General features: G+C 50.4%; 15 protein-coding genes and 1 pseudogene. 6 read left to right on the forward strand and 10 right to left on the reverse strand.

Translation table 11 applies throughout. The annotated features are described in order from the left end of the window. Nucleotides 1–29 precede the first annotated feature (29 nt). Nucleotides 30–941 carry a MerR family transcriptional regulator gene (locus H7850_RS14575; RefSeq protein ID WP_227370320.1) on the forward strand — a complete coding sequence of 304 codons (912 nt, stop codon included), beginning with the start codon at nt 30–32 and terminating at the stop codon, nt 939–941. Nucleotides 942–958: 17 nt separating this feature from the next. Beyond that, on the forward strand, nt 959–2404 hold the full coding sequence (phrB, locus tag H7850_RS14580; protein WP_227370321.1) for a deoxyribodipyrimidine photo-lyase: 1446 nt from the start codon (nt 959–961) through the stop codon (nt 2402–2404). A 121-nt stretch (nt 2405–2525) separates the two neighbouring features. Here the strand turns inward: phrB and H7850_RS14585 are convergent, their stop codons facing one another. Then, entirely contained in the window at nt 2526–4352 is a 1827-nt protein-coding gene (locus H7850_RS14585; RefSeq protein ID WP_227370322.1) for a putative bifunctional diguanylate cyclase/phosphodiesterase, read from the reverse strand. A 245-nt stretch (nt 4353–4597) separates the two neighbouring features. Between H7850_RS14585 and fabA the strand changes: the two genes are divergently transcribed. Beyond that, a complete protein-coding gene (gene fabA / locus H7850_RS14590; RefSeq protein ID WP_227370323.1) occupies nt 4598–5113 on the forward strand; it encodes a 3-hydroxyacyl-[acyl-carrier-protein] dehydratase FabA in 516 nt (171 codons plus the stop codon). A 13-nt stretch (nt 5114–5126) separates the two neighbouring features. After that, on the forward strand, nt 5127–6344 hold the full coding sequence (gene fabB, locus H7850_RS14595; RefSeq protein ID WP_227370324.1) for a beta-ketoacyl-ACP synthase I: 1218 nt from the start codon (nt 5127–5129) through the stop codon (nt 6342–6344). 88 nt (nt 6345–6432) lie between these two features. Here the strand turns inward: fabB and H7850_RS14600 are convergent, their stop codons facing one another. Beyond that, nucleotides 6433–7194, reverse strand: a complete 762-nt coding sequence (locus tag H7850_RS14600; RefSeq protein WP_227370325.1) for a lysophospholipid acyltransferase family protein — start codon at nt 7192–7194, stop codon at nt 6433–6435. Then, nucleotides 7191–8066 carry a sugar nucleotide-binding protein gene (locus H7850_RS14605; protein ID WP_227370326.1) on the reverse strand — a complete coding sequence of 292 codons (876 nt, stop codon included), beginning with the start codon at nt 8064–8066 and terminating at the stop codon, nt 7191–7193. The genes H7850_RS14600 and H7850_RS14605 overlap by 4 nt, the downstream gene beginning before the upstream one ends. A 58-nt stretch (nt 8067–8124) precedes the next feature. Here H7850_RS14605 and H7850_RS14610 point away from each other — a divergent pair, with 58 nt between their 5' ends. Continuing rightward, the gene (locus tag H7850_RS14610; protein ID WP_227370327.1) at nt 8125–8721 is read left to right on the forward strand and encodes a DNA-3-methyladenine glycosylase; all 597 of its coding nucleotides are present in this window, start codon (nt 8125–8127) and stop codon (nt 8719–8721) included. Nucleotides 8722–8740: 19 nt separating this feature from the next. Here H7850_RS14610 and ssb read toward each other — a convergent pair whose 3' ends face one another. The 5 genes from ssb to H7850_RS14635 form a co-directional block, all read right to left on the reverse strand. Continuing rightward, nucleotides 8741–9331 carry a single-stranded DNA-binding protein gene (ssb, locus tag H7850_RS14615; RefSeq protein ID WP_227370328.1) on the reverse strand — a complete coding sequence of 197 codons (591 nt, stop codon included), beginning with the start codon at nt 9329–9331 and terminating at the stop codon, nt 8741–8743. An 84-nt stretch (nt 9332–9415) separates the two neighbouring features. Then, nucleotides 9416–10009 (reverse strand): hypothetical protein, encoded by a 594-nt coding sequence (locus H7850_RS14620; RefSeq protein WP_072824746.1) that lies wholly within the window; start codon nt 10007–10009, stop codon nt 9416–9418. Next, nucleotides 10006–11790, reverse strand: coding sequence for a tyrosine-type recombinase/integrase (locus H7850_RS14625; RefSeq protein WP_084671730.1), 1785 nt, complete (start codon nt 11788–11790; stop codon nt 10006–10008). Before H7850_RS14625 ends, H7850_RS14620 begins: the two co-directional genes overlap by 4 nt. Nucleotides 11791–11793: 3 nt before the next feature. After that, nucleotides 11794–13635: a hypothetical protein gene (locus H7850_RS14630; RefSeq protein ID WP_139249153.1), complete on the reverse strand. Its 1842-nt coding sequence runs from the start codon at nt 13633–13635 to the stop codon at nt 11794–11796. After that, complete coding sequence (locus H7850_RS14635) at nt 13635–14759, reverse strand: site-specific integrase (RefSeq protein WP_139249154.1); 1125 nt, start codon at nt 14757–14759, stop codon at nt 13635–13637. The genes H7850_RS14630 and H7850_RS14635 overlap by 1 nt, the downstream gene beginning before the upstream one ends. Nucleotides 14760–15203: 444 nt before the next feature. Between H7850_RS14635 and H7850_RS14640 the strand changes: the two are divergent. Further along, nucleotides 15204–16213, forward strand: a pseudogene (locus H7850_RS14640) (IS630 family transposase). 43 nt (nt 16214–16256) lie between these two features. Here H7850_RS14640 and H7850_RS14645 read toward each other — a convergent pair. Then, nucleotides 16257–17111, reverse strand: coding sequence for a competence protein CoiA family protein (locus H7850_RS14645; RefSeq protein WP_139249155.1), 855 nt, complete (start codon nt 17109–17111; stop codon nt 16257–16259). Next, nucleotides 17101–18612, reverse strand: a complete 1512-nt coding sequence (locus H7850_RS14650) for a DUF4041 domain-containing protein (protein WP_227370329.1) — start codon at nt 18610–18612, stop codon at nt 17101–17103. Before H7850_RS14650 ends, H7850_RS14645 begins: the two co-directional genes overlap by 11 nt. Between the last annotated feature and the right edge of the window lie 109 nt (nt 18613–18721).

An 18721-nucleotide genomic window follows, 5' to 3' on the forward strand; every position in this document is an offset into this window, starting at 1 on the left:
TACTTTCCTTACAAGGAGGCCGATTACGCATGAGTGACAAGGCGATAGACCCGATCCATGCGCCGCTCTATCCAATTCGAGAAGTATCGCGGCTCACCGGCGTCAATTCGGTGACGTTGCGAGCCTGGGAGCGCCGCTACGGATTGATTCGCCCTCAGCGCACGCCTAAAGGGCATCGGCTCTATGCGCGCCAGGATATCGAGCGCATCGAACGGATTCTGCAGTGGCTCAATCGCGGTGTTCCGGTTAGTCAGGTGCATGATCTTCTGGATCAGCCGGAGAGCATGGAAATTCCCGTGCCGGAGGCGGGGGATTGGCCCTGTCAACGCGAACAGCTGATCCTGGCAGTGGAGGCCTTGGATCTGGAACGGCTGGAGACGCTATACAATCAGGCATTGGCCCTTTATCCAGTGTCCATCTGCCTGCATGAACTATGGCAGCCAGCGGTCTTGCAGCTCGAAGAACGCTGGAATGGCCAACTGGGTGCGTTGCTGCAACAGCGCTTGCTCGAGGGATTTCTACGCACCCGTATTGGCACGCGAATGTATCATGCCAACCTGGTGAGCCATGGCCCTCAACTGCTGATCACCCAGCTCTCCGAGGAGAGCGGTGCGCTATGGCCGCTACTCTTTACCCTGGCGGCCATAGACGCCGGTTATCGCGTCATATTGCTAGATAATTCTCCCGCCCTGGGTGATCTGGGGCTAGCGGCCAACCGCCTGCATCTTTCTGCGCTGGTACTGGCAAGCGGTCGGGCGGAACGCAGTGAGTTGATCCGGCGCCAATTGCCGCGTCTAGCGGATCAGCTCTCGGTGCCAGTATGCCTGACCGGTCCCATCACGCGGATCCGCGACGATGAGCTTCTCGACAGTGGTGTGGAGCTGCTTGGCGATGACTCGGTGCAGTCAATCAGTCGGCTGCGCCCGCTATTGGGCCAATAAGAGAGCGATAGTTTTTTATGCAACGACAACTGGTCTGGTTTCGTAGCGATCTTCGCACCTTGGATAACACCGCCTTGGCTACCGCTGCCAAGTCCGGACCAGTCATTGCAGTATTTCTTCGCAGCGTACCGCAATGGCAAGCTCAGGATCATGGCATCAACAAGATCGATTTCTGGCACCGTGGCGTACGCGCCCTGGGTGACGATCTGAGAGGACTCAACATCCCACTGCTGCATCGCGACATCGACACCTTCGATGAAGCGCCCAAGGTTTTGTTGAAAATTGCCGATGAGTACGGCATCGAGGGCGGGCTGCATTTCAATCGCGAATACCCCCTCAATGAATGGCGCCGGGACGAGGCGGTGATAAAGGCCTTCAAGCAGGACAATCACGCGGTACATCCTCATACGGATGCGGTGGCCTTTGCACCGGGAGAGTTGCTGACCGGCCAGGGCGACTATTACAGCGTTTTCACGCCTTTCGCCAAGGCTTGGCATCGAGAAATAAGTGCCGAACGCCTTGCCCTACGGGATTCACCCGAGGCCCAACAACACCTTGGCATCGATAACGATCGTATCCCCGCACTATCCACGCTTCAGGCTAAACAAAAGAACGTACTCGACGGCAAGCCTGTGGATGCCAGACACTGGCCTGCTGGTCAGGAGGCTGCCGCGGATCGCCTCGAACGTTTTCTGCACTACCGAGTGCGACATTACAAGGACCAGCGCAATTTTCCCGCCATTCAGGGCACCAGCGAACTGTCCGCCTATCTGTCCCTGGGCATGATTTCCCATCGCCAGTGTCTACAGGCGGCGATGAGCGCAAATGGCGGCAGCCTCGCAGAGGGCGATGCCGGCCTGACCAGCTGGGTCAACGAGCTCATCTGGCGCGAGTTCTATCAGCATATCGTGCTGGGTTATCCGGATATCTGTCGCCATGAACCTTTCCAGCGCTACACCGAGAAACTGGCCTGGCGCGATGACGATGAGGCCTTTGCCGCCTGGTGCGAAGGGCGCACCGGCTATCCGCTGGTGGACGCCGCCATGCGCCAGCTGGTGCAGCGAGGCTGGATGCACAATCGCCTGCGCATGGTGACCGCCATGTTCCTGAGCAAGCATCTCTTGATCGACTGGCGGCGCGGAGAGGCATTCTTCATGAAGCACCTGATCGATGGGGACTTCGCCTCCAACAACGGCGGCTGGCAATGGGCCGCTTCTACCGGCACCGATGCATCGCCCTATTTTCGAATCTTCAATCCCACGACCCAATCTCGGCGCTTCGACCCTCAGGGCGAGTTCATCGCCGAATTCCTGTCGGAGCTTGCAAAATTGCCCGACAAGGCACGCCATGCGCCGCCCAAGGACATGCTCAAGGAGGTCGACTACCCTGCCCCCATTGTCGATCACAAGGCAGCTCGCGCCCGGGCGCTGGACGCTTTCAAGGCGCTCAAGCGCGACGATTGATTACCTGGATTATCAGCGAGCGGAATTGGCGCATACTCTGGCGCCCCTAGAGCAGCGAACCGGGCGTTGGTATGCCTATGGTTATGTCGTCGTTTGGAGCATCGAGCTTGAGTCAAGAGCCTCAAGGATCATGATGTGATGGGTAGCGGGTCTCGATACCACTCGCTGACTCTGGGCGCGAGAGCAGGAATCCCTGACACAGCTGGCACCCGTCCGCTGTCAGGTGATCGCGCTGAGCCACGGTTTCCACGCCTTCGGCGATGACTTCCAACTTCAATCCGCGCGCCATCGACAGCACTGCCTTGACAATGGCGGCATCACCGGAATCCTCGGGCAAGCCACGAATGAACATGCGATCCAGCTTGAGCTTGTCCACCGGCAGATGCTTGAGATAGGCCAATGAGGAGTAACCGGTCCCGAAATCATCGACAGCGATGAGATGACCACTGTCACGCAGTGCGTTGAGCCGCGGGGAAATATCGCCGGCACGCTCGTCTAGCAGCACCGACTCGGTCAACTCGAGGCCGATCAATCGAGCAGGCACCCCATGCTGGGCCAAGGAAGCAGCAATGCGCGATTCAAGATCCCCCTGGATCAACTGCAATACCGAAATGTTGATCCAAATGGGTACGCAGGTATCATTTCTTGTAAGCCATTTGGCCTGCTGTGCTACGGCCTGTTCGATAACCCAGCTACCCACGGCATTCATCAAGCCGTGACGTTCCGCCAAGGGAATGAAGTCAACAGGCGATATCATCCCATGTTCAGGATGGCGCCAGCGTAATAACGCCTCCATCCCTACCAGGGAATCATCCGAGAGCCGGTGCTGGGTCTGGTAATGTAGCTCTAGCTGGTTACCCTGAATCAAGGCACGGCGAAGATCGTTGACCAGCGTCAACTGTCTGTCGCCCTTGATCTCAAGAGAAGGCTGAAAACGTTGATCGTGGCTACGGCCATGATGTTTGGCGCTGTAAAGCGCTGACTCGAGACGTTGAAACAAGAGCCCCGAATCGCTGCCGTCTTCAGGGGCTCGGCAACTGCCAATGGAAAAGCCAAGCCGCAGTGAGCGATCGTTGTACTCGAAAGGCTCGCTGAGATGCTCTCGCAAACCGGCAATCCATTTCTCATGATCGTCGAAGGTCGTGGTACGAATCAGCATGAACTCGTCTCCCCCAAGACGACCCACCGTTGCCTGAGCGGCAACGGTAGACAAGCGCTGGCCGAAGCGCGCCAGTAATCGATCCCCCCCCTCGACCCCAAGGCCATCGTTGACCGACTTGAAACCATCGATATCGATTAGCGCCAGATCCAGCCCTTCGCCGGCGCGCAAATGCTGCAACCGCGATGTGAGTATGTCGTGCAGCCGTCGTCGATTGGGCAGACCGGTCAGAGGATCCTCGAAGCCTACACGCTCGAGATCCTGTTCCCGTGCCTTGTGTTTGGAAATATCGGTGAACAGCGCAATGTAGTTTTCGGTGCGGCCATGTCGATTCGAACATGCCTGAACCCGAAGCCATTCAGGATACTGTTCGCCGCGCTTGCGCTTGTTCCATATTTCACCTTCCCAGCGCCCCGTAGTATCGAGCGCGTGCCAATAGCGTTCAAAGAACGTCTTGTCATGACGTCCCGAAGACAATACCGAGGGATCGAGGCCTATCACTTCCTGACGCTGAAAGCCGGTAATATGAGTGAAGGCAGCATTGACACTGATTATGCGATTGGCAGCATCGCAGATCATTACGCCATCCTCTGATAGTTCCAACGCTTTCTCGATTAACTGACGCCGACAATGCTCTTGGCGCATCTGTCGCGTCACATACAGCAGGGCCAGGATCACGACCGCCAGTGCTATCAAGCGTAGCGACATGAGCGGTAACAAGGGCAACATCCCTAGAGCGACAATGCCTAGCCAGACCACTGGATGTTTAAGAGAAAAAGAGGGCCACATAATTTTTCATTATAATACTAGGTTGCGGACTGAGCGGGCATCATGCCTTGCAGGCTTACCCAGGCGCAAGAGAGAGGATTACAACGTTTGTAAACTCGAACTAATGTTTGTGTCCGGGCGACGATCGAACTTCAACCCGAGCAATACCTCTATTCGACGACGTGCATTCATTCCTTACTGCCAGTAAACTAGGCGCGTACACACAATGCGTAGTACACGACACTTCTGACACTTGGAACGACTCAGTGACCGAGCAACACTCCTTTGCATATGAAGAGCTGCTAGCCTGCAGCCAGGGCAAGCTATTTGGCCCCGGCAACGCCCAATTGCCGGCCCCCAATATGCTGATGTTGGATCGTATAACCCGTATCGAAGAAGCCGGTGGCCGCTATGACAAGGGTGAGCTGATCGCCGAGCTGGATATTCGCCCTGACCTATGGTTCTTCGACTGCCATTTCCCTGGCGACCCAGTGATGCCGGGATGCCTAGGGCTAGATGCCATGTGGCAACTGGTCGGCTTTTACCTAGGCTGGCTCGGCCATCCAGGGCGTGGGCGCGCCTTGGGCTGCGGCGAAGTCAAGTTTTCCGGACAAATCATGCCCGACGCTGAAAAAGTCACTTACCATATTCATGTAAAACGCATCATTACCCGACGCCTCATCCTGGGTATTGCTGACGGTACTGTCGCGGTCGACGGCCGCGAGATCTATCAGGCCAACGACTTACGTGTCGGTCTGTTCACCTCCACTGCAAACTTCTGATCAGGAGGCTTCCATGCGACGAGTGGTCGTCACTGGCCTGGGCATCGTCTCCTGTCTTGGCAATGATCAGCACCAGGTGCTGGATGCGCTCAAGGCAGGCCGTTCGGGCATCCGCTTCAAGGAAGAGTATGCTGAGCGCGGCTTCCGCAGTCATGTGGCCGGCACAATCGATATCGACCTGGATACACTGGTCGACCGAAAACAACGCCGCTTCATGGGCGATGCAGCCGCATACGCCTACGTCTCCATGGCGCAGGCCATAGAGGACGCGGGGTTAGCACCGGAGCAGGTTTCCAATGAGCGCACCGGTTTGATCGCCGGCTCAGGCGGGGCTTCCAGTGCTAACCAGGTCGAGGCGGCGGACGTACTGCGTGATAAAGGGCTGCGCCGCATCGGCCCTTATCGTGTAACCCGCACCATGGGCAGCACGGTGTCTGCCTGCTTGGCCACCCCCTTTCAAATAAAGGGCATCAATTACTCGATCTCCTCTGCCTGCGCTACGTCGGTACACTGTATCGGCAACGCCATGGAACAGATCCAGATGGGCAAGCAGGATATCGTGTTCGCCGGTGGCGGCGAAGAAGAGCACTGGACGCTCTCCTGCCTGTTCGATGCCATGGGGGCTTTGAGCAGCAGCTACAACGCTACGCCTGAAAAGGCGTCACGTCCCTACGACAAGGCACGGGATGGCTTCGTCATTGCCGGTGGCGGCGGCATGCTGGTACTTGAAGATCTGGAACATGCCAAGGCCCGCGGTGCCAAGATCTACGCGGAACTCGTGGGTTACGGCGCGACGTCCGATGGCTACGATATGGTTGCACCTTCCGGTGAAGGCGCCGTGCGCTGCATGCGCCAGGCCATGGCCGGAGTGGAAGGCAATATCGACTATATCAATACCCACGGCACCTCGACCCCGGTAGGCGACATTTCCGAACTTCGAGCGATCCGCGAGATTTTTGGCAACCAGACGCCGGCGATAAGTTCGACCAAATCCTTGACCGGCCATTCCTTGGGCGCCACCGGTGTGCAGGAAGCCATCTACTCCTTGTTGATGATGGAACATGGATTTGTCGCCGCTTCGGCGAACATCGAAGAACTCGATGATCAGGCTGAAGGCATCGATATCGTGCGAACTCGACGCGACAATGTGACCATAGAGAGAGCGATGACCAACAGCTTCGGCTTCGGTGGTACCAACGCCTGCCTGGTCTTACAGCGTCTAGATACCTGATTGACCGCACCGCTAAATCGAAAAAAGATTAAGGGCGTCTCGTTGGGCGCCCTTTTTTTATATCAAGTTTATATCAAGACAGGTTCTTCTAGGTAGGAAGCTGTGGCGCCGGCGCGTCAGTAACGCGCGGCGGCCGAGGGACTTCTGAAATCAGGGTCAGCTGCGACTCGATCCACTCTTCAACCTTGACCAGCACCTCTTCCGGGGTACGCCCTTCCGTTGCGATAGGCTCACCCACCACCACCGTCAAACGCCCGGGATTCTTGACCCAATGTCGCCCCGGCCAGCGTTCACCGCCATTATGGGCCACCGGCATCACAGGAACGCCGGCGCGACAGGCAATGACCGCACCGCTCTTGTTGTAACGTCGCCGCTGCCCCGGCTCGACTCGGGTGCCTTCAGGAAAAATCAGTACCGACAGCCCTTCTTTCAGCCGCTTGGGCCCCTGAGACAACACCTGTTTCATGGCACGCGCCGGCCGCGAACGATCAAGAGCAATAGGATGAAGCAATCGCAGCGCCCAGCCGAACAGCGGTAGACGCAGGAGCTCCTGCTTGAGCACGGTGCAGACCGGGGGCTTGAGTACCTGCAGGAAAAGCGTTTCCCATTCACACTGGTGATTGGCCAGAATCACCACCGGCCCCTTGGGCACGTTCTTCCGACCATGCACTTCGTAGCGCACCCCGCAGATGAGTGAGAACCAGGCAATGATGAAGTGGTTGTAGAGGTTAAGCAGCTTGTAGCGAGCCGCCAGGGGCAACAGTGGCGTGATCGGCAGACACACCAATCCAAAAAATAGAATGGCAAGAAAGTAGACCACATAGAATATCAGGCTGCGTAGCGTGTTCATGCGCTTTTCTCCCGAGCCTGATAGGCGTGACACCAGGTATCCAGCATCCGGCCCAGTTCAAGCCGCCAGAGCTTTTGATGCACGCCGTAGACATCGAGTACCCGCTGACAGTTGAGCACGCGCCGTAGCGGCTGGTCATGATGATGATTAAGCGCCTTGAGATCGCCCAGCGCGACCTTCTCGCCCAACCCGGCAAGGCGTGTATCGAGCTGTGTGCGCACCGTCGACGTAAAGGTATAGGCACTGACAGGTTCGATACCGGCCAAATGATAGGCTCCCCAGGCTGCCGCACTGCAGCTCAGTTGCTGCAGCATACCGATCAACGCCATCGCTACCGCATCTGCCGAAATCGGACAAAAAACGATATCTTCCGCGACACGAACACTGCGCCCTTGCAGAAGCTGCTCGATCAACTCAGCCAACCAGGCCTCGCTGCCTTCGAGGGCAAACAATGGCCCCAGACGTACGATCAGATGCTCCGGCAAGTCCGTGCGAATGCGATTACCGGTAGCAATCAATCGGCACAGGCTTTCATCCCGTGGATGGGGAATCACATGCTCATCGATGGGTAGCTCGGCACCATCTTCGTAAAGCTCATCCGAGACACACCACACCAAGGGAACGCCGGCATGGCGACACAATGCCAAACAGCTTTCCACGGCCTTAGCATGAGACTCCACCATCGCCGGCGTCGCATTGCTGGGGGATGCCAAAGGCGGAATGATCAAGGCATCCGGGGCGACTTCTTCAAGCTGCTCGGAGGTGAGCGTCAACGCCTGCGCAATCACCAGTTCAGTATCATTGCGACGATTGGCTTGACGCGTAAATGCCAGACTCAAACAATGCCCTGCATCAAGAATCAACAGCTTCACGGCGCTTCCTTCTACAAGAATGCAGGCTCAATATCATGATGATGGGGACTCTTTGGCAATGATCAACGATGGGCCGTTAACCCGGAGCTTCTATGCGCGCCCAGCCCTGGAAGTCGCTCGGGACTTGCTGGGACGACATCTTGTACGCGTCCAGGGTGACGAGCGCCTGGTAGGTCGTATCGTCGAAACCGAAGCCTACGGCGGAACCGAGGACAGCGCCAGTCATGCTGCCCGCGGTCTTACACCGCGCAATGCGCCCATGTTTGGCCCACCCGGGCATGCCTATGTCTACCTGATATATGGTATCCACGATATGTTCAACCTAGTTACCGAATCATCAGGCCACCCAGGCGCCGTGTTGTTGAGAGCCCTCGTCCCGATCACAGGGGAAACGTCCATGATCGCTCGACGCAGTGGCAAGAATGGCCGCAATCTGGCAAACGGTCCCGGCAAGCTCACCCAGGCAATGGGTATCACCCTGGCGGAGTTAAACCGCCATGATATATGCCAGGGAAAACGGCTGTGGCTCGAGCAGGGAACGCCTGTTGAAGATAGTCACGTCATTGCCGGCCCCCGAATCGGTATTCCCTACGCCGAATCCAAGGACCGGGAAGCTCCCTGGCGCCTGCGCTACCAGCCGAACTCAAAGAAATGACGCATTTTCAAGCAAACGCCTAGAACGGGATTTCGTCATCGAAATCATCGAAGCTGCCAGGATTGGGCGCACCGTAGTTATTACCCTGCTGTCCGGCACTCCCTTGGCCACCCTGAGCAGGAGGCTGTTGCGCGGGGCGCTGAGCCTGACCGCCGCCCTGCTGGCCCCCACCTTGCGGGGCATTGCCATAGCCGCCCTGTTGGCCATAGCTGTTCTGCTGGGCACCATAATTGCCCTGGGGCTGCTGAGCGTAGTCGCCACCGCCTTGAGCGCCCCGAGAATCGAGCATCTGCATGTCGTTGCCGACGATCTCGGTACTGTAGCGATCCTGGCCGTCCTGCCCTTGCCACTTGCGCGTCTGCAGACGCCCTTCGATGTAAATACGCGAACCTTTCTTGACATACTGCTGGGCGATCTCCGCCAACTTGTTGAACAGCACGACGCTATGCCACTCGGTGCGTTCCTGACGCTGCCCGCTTTGCTTGTCTGTCCAGCTATCGGTCGTCGCGATGCGCAGATTGGCGACCGGGTTGCCGGAGGGCAAAAACCGCACATCCGGATCCTGCCCCAGGTTGCCAATCAGAATGACTTTATTCACCCCTCTAGCCATATATTTAGCCTCCAAGCCTTTGTGATTAATAGATTTTTTCTAGTCTAGCACAGTCATCGACTACACAATATACTGCCTCTGAGCCTATTTTCTCATGCCCGGCAAGGAAACCGTAGCCCCCGACAGCTCTTGGCGTAACTTTTCGGCCGCGGCTTGTGACTCCTTAAGTCGCTCTGTCCCCTTGTGGACAATTTCATACCGCCTTACGATAGAGTCGAGGGATTCATGAGAGCCAGAGGTTTTTCCTAAAAGAATTTTTGCCAGCACATAAATATCATCATCCTTTGCTTTAGCAACTCCCAAATCTGAGCGTTTTAAAGACTTCAACTTAATTAGCTCTGCCTCCTGCGTTACTACCTGATCGACAAGAGCTTGATTCTCCCTCTTTAACTCTCTAATTACGCCCTTCAACTCTATTACAGTTTCTTTTTTGGTAGGCCTACCTCTAAACCTTCTCTGTCTTGATGCAGCGTTATCAATCTCTGCAAGCAGGCCTTTGTAGAAATGCTCTTTTGTTACCGGGTCCTTACGATACAGCGTAGACTTCCCAACATGCCTGCCATTATCAAATAAAGCGTTATCAATTACCGCCTTTTGAGTAATTGAAACCCCTGAATCCTCAAGGTGTTTGATTGACCGCCTAATGGCATCGGAAAACTTTTCACTGCTTCTTTTCATTCTCCACCCTCCCTATCGATCAGGCGAACAATAGTTTCAGCTCTCTTAACCCCTTCTGAAGCTGCTTCATACATCATCCCTTTCTCATTCTCATGATAGCTCATGACTTTTATATGCGCGTCTCTTCGGTGCATCCAATATTCTCTACGCGTACTATCAACCCCGAAATTAGGACAACTTGCGCAAGTGATTTCGCTCCTATTTGCATAGTTCACCTTACGTCCATTCGTTGAGCATTTTGCTCTTGAGCCTCGCCCACGACTGATAAAACAGTAACCATCCGCATTGGGAATAACGCGGTACTCGTGCTTCATCATAATACTATCAACAAAATCAGACACCCTATCGGGAGTAGCCACACTAAACCTCGCATGAAAAATTCTTTTATACTTGCTCAATGTACTGCTAATCCCTCCCGCAACTGACACATCCCCTAAAAAGATTCGCTCAAGGTAGTCGTGCGTATACTCTCTAAACCCGTCGTCGAGAAACTCTTCCACATCCTCATCGTCAACATAAGCTATTGTATAGCGATAATCGTTGTGATATAAAATATTCGACAAATACTCAAGATCCCCAACATCAAACCTCCAGCTCCACATCAAAGAAAATGCTCTTCTCATCATATGAGGCCTAACCTTGTAATCAAGACCGGCCGCCTCTGACAAGATGTCAAACATGCGATATAGCTTATTTGTACTAATAGTGTCATCAGGCTCCTGACCTTCCTTTAACCCATAGCTAAAGGGAAGCTCGAGCAATAACTTATCACGATTGCTTGAAACTTCACGAGTAGAGCTTGTCAATGCTATTATTACAGACAAAGAGTCAATTACTTCCTTAGGCACTGGCCTAGACGTTGGCTGCCCTGTCTGCGTGCCCGCAGTTTTATGCACAACTCCTGACAAATACTCCCCTAAATATACTGAGGCTACCGCATTATCGTAGCTTATCCCGGCTGCTTCGTGCTTACGCATTGCAGTTAGAGCCATGACCAGCAAAATGGCAGAGGAATATAATAGCTTAACCTCTTTCTTGAGCATGCCAACACTTATTCCAAACTCTGATTCAAACCTCCTGTTCTTCTTTTTTCTATCAAATCTTTCACCAAAAGATGAATACCCTTTAAGAAGCGTGATCACGCGTTCTGAATCTGCAACCTTTCCCAGAGAAAAGTCTATCAGACCGAGAAACTGCCTAGGAAAAATAGTTCTTGTATGCCCCCCCTTCTTGCCCATTTTTTTTGCCACACTGACGATATCACTTACGTAGGGAGAAAACACTAAACCGTCCCCAACCTCCTCCTTCAAAGTAAACATGTAAGAAAAAATTGAAAGTTTTGTAACAATGCTATTAACAGTAAGACCTGCTCTGAAAAAATGCCGCTCATATGCATCAACATGCATCCTGCTGACATCTTGCACTCTACTAAGCCCACATGAAAAACAAAACCATTCTGCAAGAGCCCGAACTTCTCGACAGCATAGTGCAAGAGTAGATGTTTTATTAACACTTGTCTTGTCAGACTCCATTATGAAATATGACAGTCTTTGTGAGTACCCCTTCCACCATTCCCACCTATGAACCGAAAGAGGCGTCAGCTCGTCGTTGCGCGGAGTCCAGCTTACAGTGAAATAGGAATATGACGAACCAGGGACCATATTCTTAAGCTTCCATCTATCACGTGTAGAGTCAGGATTTAACCACCATACATCCCCTTCATCTGAGCTTGCTTTTCCTTGCGGAGTACCATAAAAGTCTAGAAACATAGTTTCTTTCATTATTCAGTCCAAAAATGGAAGATGCTGTTCGATTTCAAACGCCAATAAACTAGCTTTTTCAACTTCTGAACGCGTACACAAGGAAACCATAGACTCATATTCTGCAAGCCTCACTTCCCAATAACCACTCCACCTCTCAGGATTATTATGTTTTAGTCTATTCATGCTTTTCTTAATCTTGATAATCCATGCTAACCACTCAGACAAAGAGCGAGAATCTTTCAAAATTATTCGCTTAGCCTCACAATTAAAACACATGTCTACACCCTTGCAAGTAACGCCTTCTTCGCCTTTGATACCACAAAAGTAGCCTGTACCAGTTCTTTCTCCCTCTCCCCTATTACAGCTCAGAAGGTATTCCTGGAAATTTCTTAATTTCATCTCAAGAGACGACTGTGTCTCTATTCGCAACGCATATCCAGCAGTTGTGGAAAAGTTGGCATGGTTCAACTTTTTACTCACGTCCGAAAAAGAAGAACCTTCAGCCACATCCATTGCCACAATGGTAGGTCTAAATGATTTACCTGTGATTTTTCCTATTAGTGGCCTCAAGACAGGGTAGGTTTCTGACAGGTCACGAGCAGCATACCGAACCATATCAACAGTTGAGCTTGGATCCACCAGTTTCAAACGGTAATCTTTACCTCTTTTTCCTGAAAAAATTATAAATAGCTCACAACGCTCCTTGTTTAGCCAATTAGCGCCACCGGTAACTTCGGAAAGTAACCTTTTCTGCCTTTCCTGAAAGTTTATAAAAACCTCACACAGCGGATCCATAACCGGCAACGTGGCATTTACAGGGCCTCCTCTCTTTTTACCAAAAAAAACGTTGATACTTCCTATCTCATTTCCTTTTTCAAACGAATTTAGGTAAGAATAGAATGCAACACTGTCAACATTTGGCAAAAGATCTTTGTGCGTTAGCGCGGCTACCAAGAAATATTTTAGGTTATTAGTACTGTTGAAAAATGCTGCAACCACTCTCGATTGAGGCCAACCTCTAGACTTAAGGTAATCACAAATTCCCGGGGGCCACTCCGAGGAAGCAGGAAGTAATCTGTTAAATCGCGCATATAAAACACCTATAGCGCCCTCGAAATTCCTGCTTGGCATTATGCTGCTTTGCCAGTTGCCTTCGCGTTCGCGAAAATCACTTACTCCTCCAAGCGCAACAACATCATCACTCCCATATTTTCTTATTGCTTTATCTATTTTTTCGCAGTCTTCCTCCCACTCCTTTATTTTCTTTATAGCTCCATGATGGAAAGCGGACAAAACCTCATTTCCGTATTTAACAATAACAGCTTCTTTCTTACCTACCCCCAACTCTTTCTGGAGACTTTCAATTTCCAGCTCTTTCTCCTTCGCGAATCGCTCCATTTCGATAGCAGACAATTCAAAGATGCTCGGATATGTTTTTTTCTTAACTCTATCAAAGTTTTTGGGTATGGCTTCATGCGCAATAACCTCTGCAGCCATCAAACGTTTAACAAACCCTGCAGCGGCTGAATACATTTGGCTTTTCGTGTGGACGCTGACATAAAGATCTTTATCAAGATATAGTTTATATTCCAAAAGACTATTCGCGTCGACTCTACCACTTGCTTTTGCCATGAACCTCAAAAACCTTAGAATCACGTTGCCAACAGCTCTTTTTTTCCTTTGCCCTCTCAATTGCAAAGAAAGCTGCTCTTGAATTAATCTTCCTCCGGCAACATTATAAAGAAAAGATACGTCTATAGGATCTCCAGCTTCAACCTCTAATTCCCAGCCCACATAAGGGACAACATCGATAATATCTGCTGATTTTTTTACTTTTAATTTTTCCCTAGAAAGCCTGGCCATCAACTAAAATCCTCATCAAACCGTCCAGATGAATAGCCACCTAGCGAATCCACTGACTTATGCCTTGAAGATTGCCGAACATAATTTTCTGAATGTTTGATCTTCATATCATCTGCCGCCTTAAACTTAAGGCTTATGAAATTATGTCTCAACCCGTGAAGCCATACTCTCTCATCTGTTGAAAGCTGCTTATCTTCTACTGCTGTTAGGAATGCTTTTCTAACAGTGTTCGAAAATCCTCTAGGAGTACTAGGCCCGCCCGTTGCATCTGATAAAAAAATATAATCTGGCTCTAAGTAATTCTCTCGCTTTTTTTTCTGGATTTTTTTATGCTTCCTGACCACATCTCGCCTGTAAATTTCAACATACTCCCAAGTTTTAATCACAAGCAACGGCGGCACGTAAATACATCCCTCCTCTCCGCCTTTAGTAACGAAGAGCTTAATTTTTATTTTTCGTTTTTTTTCCAGTTTCTTAAAGGCTGATTCTTTGTCCGGCAACTGCCAGACCTTTAGCCCACATATTTCATGGGCCCTGAGGCCTCCAAGACGGCCCCAATCGATCATTAGCTCGAACCTCCTAGCCAAGTCCTCTCTCTTCGGTCCATATTTTTTTATAACTTCGATCCACTGGGTCCAAGGTGCTGAAATGGCTTTGGAGTCGCTATTTTCATTTTTAATCAAAGGGTGCTTTATGCCACCCTTCCTTCCTGCTGAAATCTGTATGTTATACCCAATCCCTTCACCACATAGGACATCACTGAAACCCTGCTCCGTAAGCCAGCTACAGTAAAGGACCACTGTTCTAATTACTTGGCTAGCATAGTTTTGAGTATTTTCAGGTCTCTCATCATTCCGGCGGATCAAGTACTGTTTGTAAGCTGACAGCCAGTCATCGTCCACATCAAAAACATCCAGCTTATCAACTTCAAGCTGGCTATAAAAATCTGTCAAATGGACAGCATATGTTTTTACCGAGCTCACAGCACTTTTCCTGGCAAGATAAAAGATAAAATGCAATGTCAACCAGTTTACTCTATAGTCTTCAGTAAGAATTAAAGGGAAGCCTTTGATGCTCTTCAACCCTGCTACATGAGCCTTACACGTCGTTCTAAGGTAAGCCATAGCCCTCACTCCCGCATTTCTGTTGTATCCATCGGCGCGCAAAAGCAAGCGCAACTAGATGATTGACTAAAGTTCTTGTCATCGCAAACACAATCTCGAAATAGTGGAAAATACCGAGAAAAATATCTTACACAAGATGGTATATTATATTTTTTGCATGTTTATAAAAAAAAAGCCGCTGCTAATAAACGTTAAATCCAGGCTGAAATAGCAGTTTCGAATAGGCGAAAAAAGGTGCTTCAGTACCTTATGTAGTGTCTCGGATGATCAGATCGCCTATAGAAGTTATCCTCTGCTGACAGCCAAGGAGCTTCTTCGGCAATTCATTCAGGAACAGGTTCATGGACATCAAGCTGCATAAACAAGCGACGACACCGAAGCTAAGTGCTTGACCTAAAGTCTTCGAGTAATATCCATGTCAGGTCTTCTGACACGGACGGAACCATGGAAAAGCGCTTCGTTGCCCCTCTCACTGAATCTGAACACCAGACGCAGGCCTCAGCCTATCACCATGGCGAGAAGCGCGCCCTCCGTCGCCGAGCGCATGCCATTCTACTGAGTGACCAAGGCCATACCATCAACCAAATCAGTGAGATACTACAGGTTCGTCGTGATGCCGTGTCACGATGGTTCAAGCAATGGGAAGTGTCCGGCCTCGACGGGCTCATTGATAAGCCGCGCAGTGGGCGAACACCCGCCCTCGACGAACACGATCACAAACGACTGCAGGCGTTGGTGGCCGAGCATCCTCATCAGATTCGAGCCTTGCAGGCTCGCTTTCAGGAAGAGACCGGTAAGACGGTCGCCACGGTAACCCTCCGACGGGCGTTGAAAAAAAACGACCATAGCTTCAAGCGCATTCGGTACTCACTGAAAGCGCGCCGTGACGAAAAGGACTTCCGCAATACACAGGGCTTGATGAAGGCGCTTCACAAGCGGGAAGACCAGGGCACGAGCTTTACTACTTTGATGAGTCAGGCTTTTCACAAGCGTCATCGGTGCCGTATGCGTGGAGCCCGATCGGCAAGCCTTGGGAGGTAGCTGCCTACACTCACAGCCGGAGGCTAAACGTGCTGGGGTTCCTCAGTCGAGCCGGGAAGCTGGTCTACCATACGACAACCGAGACCGTAACCACGGAAACGGTCATCGAAGCGTTTGACCAGTTTGTGGCTCAGAAGGATCCAGGCACCTTCGCCGTCGTGGTGCTCGATAATGCCAGCATGCATCGCTCCAAGGCATTCAGGCGCAAGATAGTGGACTGGATGTCGCAGCGTGTGCATCTGGTCTATCTGTCTGCCTACTCACCGGAGCTGAATCTGATTGAGATTCTGTGGCGGCAGATGAAGTACACCTGGTTGCCTTTGAGCGCCTATCTCTCATTTGATCGCCTATGTAATGAGGTGCACCGCCTGCTTGGTGGCTACGGAGCTGATAACACGATTAATTTTGAATAGGCACTTACTGCCCAGTACGAATTGTTCAGTGATTCTAAGTACCTTATCTCCGACGATACCAAGAATGTCTGTAGAATTTCTTACGCCAGATCTGTTCCGCTAACTCATCTGCGTTTGTCGGCGTGTGGTATTGGGTTGCATCATCAGCCGCATGGTTAGCGTATCTGGACGATCCTTTATCTTTCGCTAGCCTCATGAATTTCTCGATCTGCTTGTTTATAGCGTTCACTTCAGCCTTGAGATCCATCGACAGTAAGCGCGTCCAGCGTACACACTCAGGATGAAACACCCAGAGTGAATTATCTGGATCAAAGATATGGGCCTTCAACTCATGTAACGTACAGTTTCTATTCACTTTGCTTAAATCAATCTCAATACACCTGATGCCGAGACTAGCTATCTTATCAAATTTAGCAGAATCGACGAAATGATTTACCGCAATTTCTATTAGCAGCTGTCCCTCTTTATCTTCCACACAGAGGTCGGCAACAATAGTCGCCAATCGTACTTCTGGTTGTGCATTGTACACATCACATCGCTGTGACTTGTCTAATAGCTTTCTATGCTTTGTGTGCTCTTTACCATTCAAGTCATTCAGCGTGCAATTAACCGATAATTCGGGGATTGCAATGGCGGACTCGTTTAGGATTAGTTGTTTAGCTGCTAAATGAATCCCAGTTTCCGCCCCCGAGCCGCAATCTGTGTAGTTAGGTGCGTGCGCAAAGTGCCACTCTTTCTTGTCACCTAGCTTAGACCACAGTGGCATCCTGCATCCAGGACAGATACATTCACAAGACTTACCTCGTTGATTTTCACGGTCCAACTCAGAAGCATGCCAGACGCGCCCATCCTCAACCCCGAGGCCAAAGGGGATATAGTTTGCGTGATTATTCTTCATTTTCTAAAAGTTCTGCGGGGAATTCTTCCACTTCCATCCTAGCGAGATATTCTTCCTGGTCACTCATCTCTGCAAGAATGGCAGAGGTTTCCCTGTACTGTTGTGCTTCAGCTTTCTTAGTTAGCTTAAGTTCCAAGCCTAAATCCTGAACAACATCCTGGATTTCAGAGAGAGTTACATTAAAAAATTCTTTTCTGAGGTTAACCATATTTATGCGCCTGTCTGAAAATTTGCGATGCAATGTATTCTCAAGTCCCGGCGCATTATCCGAGTACACCATGCCATGCACATCAAATGGGAAAGGTACAGATGCACCCCCAAGCTCACGTATTCGGTCTGATGGATCTAAGCGGCGAGTCATTCCTATTTTGAATACCTCTTCACCGAAACACCCAATATTTGAGATAATGTAAACATGCCCTGCCCGTGTTAGTTGTGCTTGTGAAAGCGCCCTTTCCTTCCTTGCTATCGCTTCATCCAAATGAGCCTGTATCTCAGAAACCTTTCGCTCGGCTTCCCCCTTCTCGATATATCCAGCCTCATCTAGGTCTTTTCTGGCTTTACGAAGCGCTCGCTCGTAGTTTGCTCTATCCTGATCAGCCTTTTTCGTTGCTTTTTCTACATCCTTTTGAAGCTTGGCCTCTTCACGCATAGCCTCACGAATTTGACGCTGTTCTTCTTTCTCTTCATGTATTTTTAACTTCAGTTCATAATGAAGCTGGAATTCTTTAAGTTTGTGCTCAAGATATGTCTCAGTTATCTCAATGTCATTTGATTTACCAAGCTTATTAATAGCATTGAATGACTTCTGTATGCGTTGCTTCATGATGGTGGCATTATTCCATGTTACTTTCACCATTGCAGCATCGCATTCACCGTTAAACGCTCTGAGCATAAGCTTTGCTTGGCGCTTTGTCATGGTTCTTCCTTTTACTAGGCTGTCCCCCACGCTCCAGACCGTACTACAGCTCCAAGCCAAGTCATACTTAATATCCTCTTTTTGCTCCCTGCTAATATCAAGAAGCGCTTCTTTGAACTCGTCAGAATGCTGATAGGTGAAATGTGGGCGATAAACACCGTATGTCATGCACTCCAAATCCTCCTCTTGCTCTGAAATTCTTTTCCTAAGCTCATCATATGTAATTTTATAGTTTTTGTAATTTTTAGACAACTTACTTATTCTGGATTTAAATTTGTAATACTCCAATTCTAGATTTTTATTTTTATTTTGGTATTCTTTTTCAAGCTCCTTCTCATGCTCTTCTATGTTCCTAATTTTTGAAAATCTAGCAAACTCATTTTCCAAATAGTCACGCCATTCTTTTTGTATTTTTTTTACCTCAACCTGGTGAAGCACTTTTGACAACCTGTATTCTTCTAAAGACTTTGCCTGCCTTATTTTGTAAGTATTACTGATTCTATGGATTTTGTAATGTAGATAGGCAATATATAAGAATAAAGCTGAAAGAGGGATGGCTAAATATAAAGCAGGTATTCCCATTACACACCTTTAAGCATCGTATGATCCTGATGTTAAATTATAATCGACTTATTGAGGTAATACCAGCATTAGCATAGACTGATCATTGTCCTTTTCGACCGACTGATGT

Origin of the sequence: Halomonas sp. M20 (assembly GCF_020622265.1) — a bacterium.
GTDB lineage: Bacteria > Pseudomonadota > Gammaproteobacteria > Pseudomonadales > Halomonadaceae > Modicisalibacter.

Excerpts from the sequence above, each read along its gene's own strand:
- H7850_RS14635 (WP_139249154.1), bottom strand. The coding sequence starts at position 14,759 with ATGGCTTACCTTAGAACGACGTGTAAGGCTCATGTAGCAGGGTTGAAG.
- H7850_RS14625 (WP_084671730.1), bottom strand. The coding sequence starts at position 11,790 with ATGAAAGAAACTATGTTTCTAGACTTTTATGGTACTCCGCAAGGAAAA.
- ssb (WP_227370328.1), bottom strand. The coding sequence starts at position 9,331 with ATGGCTAGAGGGGTGAATAAAGTCATTCTGATTGGCAACCTGGGGCAG.
- H7850_RS14585 (WP_227370322.1), bottom strand. The coding sequence starts at position 4,352 with ATGTGGCCCTCTTTTTCTCTTAAACATCCAGTGGTCTGGCTAGGCATT.
- H7850_RS14630 (WP_139249153.1), bottom strand. The coding sequence starts at position 13,635 with ATGGCCAGGCTTTCTAGGGAAAAATTAAAAGTAAAAAAATCAGCAGAT.
- H7850_RS14620 (WP_072824746.1), bottom strand. The coding sequence starts at position 10,009 with ATGAAAAGAAGCAGTGAAAAGTTTTCCGATGCCATTAGGCGGTCAATC.
- H7850_RS14600 (WP_227370325.1), bottom strand. The coding sequence starts at position 7,194 with ATGAACACGCTACGCAGCCTGATATTCTATGTGGTCTACTTTCTTGCC.
- H7850_RS14610 (WP_227370327.1), top strand. The coding sequence starts at position 8,125 with ATGATCAACGATGGGCCGTTAACCCGGAGCTTCTATGCGCGCCCAGCC.
- H7850_RS14650 (WP_227370329.1), bottom strand. The coding sequence starts at position 18,612 with ATGGGAATACCTGCTTTATATTTAGCCATCCCTCTTTCAGCTTTATTC.
- phrB (WP_227370321.1), top strand. The coding sequence starts at position 959 with ATGCAACGACAACTGGTCTGGTTTCGTAGCGATCTTCGCACCTTGGAT.
- H7850_RS14645 (WP_139249155.1), bottom strand. The coding sequence starts at position 17,111 with ATGAAGAATAATCACGCAAACTATATCCCCTTTGGCCTCGGGGTTGAG.
- H7850_RS14575 (WP_227370320.1), top strand. The coding sequence starts at position 30 with ATGAGTGACAAGGCGATAGACCCGATCCATGCGCCGCTCTATCCAATT.
- fabB (WP_227370324.1), top strand. The coding sequence starts at position 5,127 with ATGCGACGAGTGGTCGTCACTGGCCTGGGCATCGTCTCCTGTCTTGGC.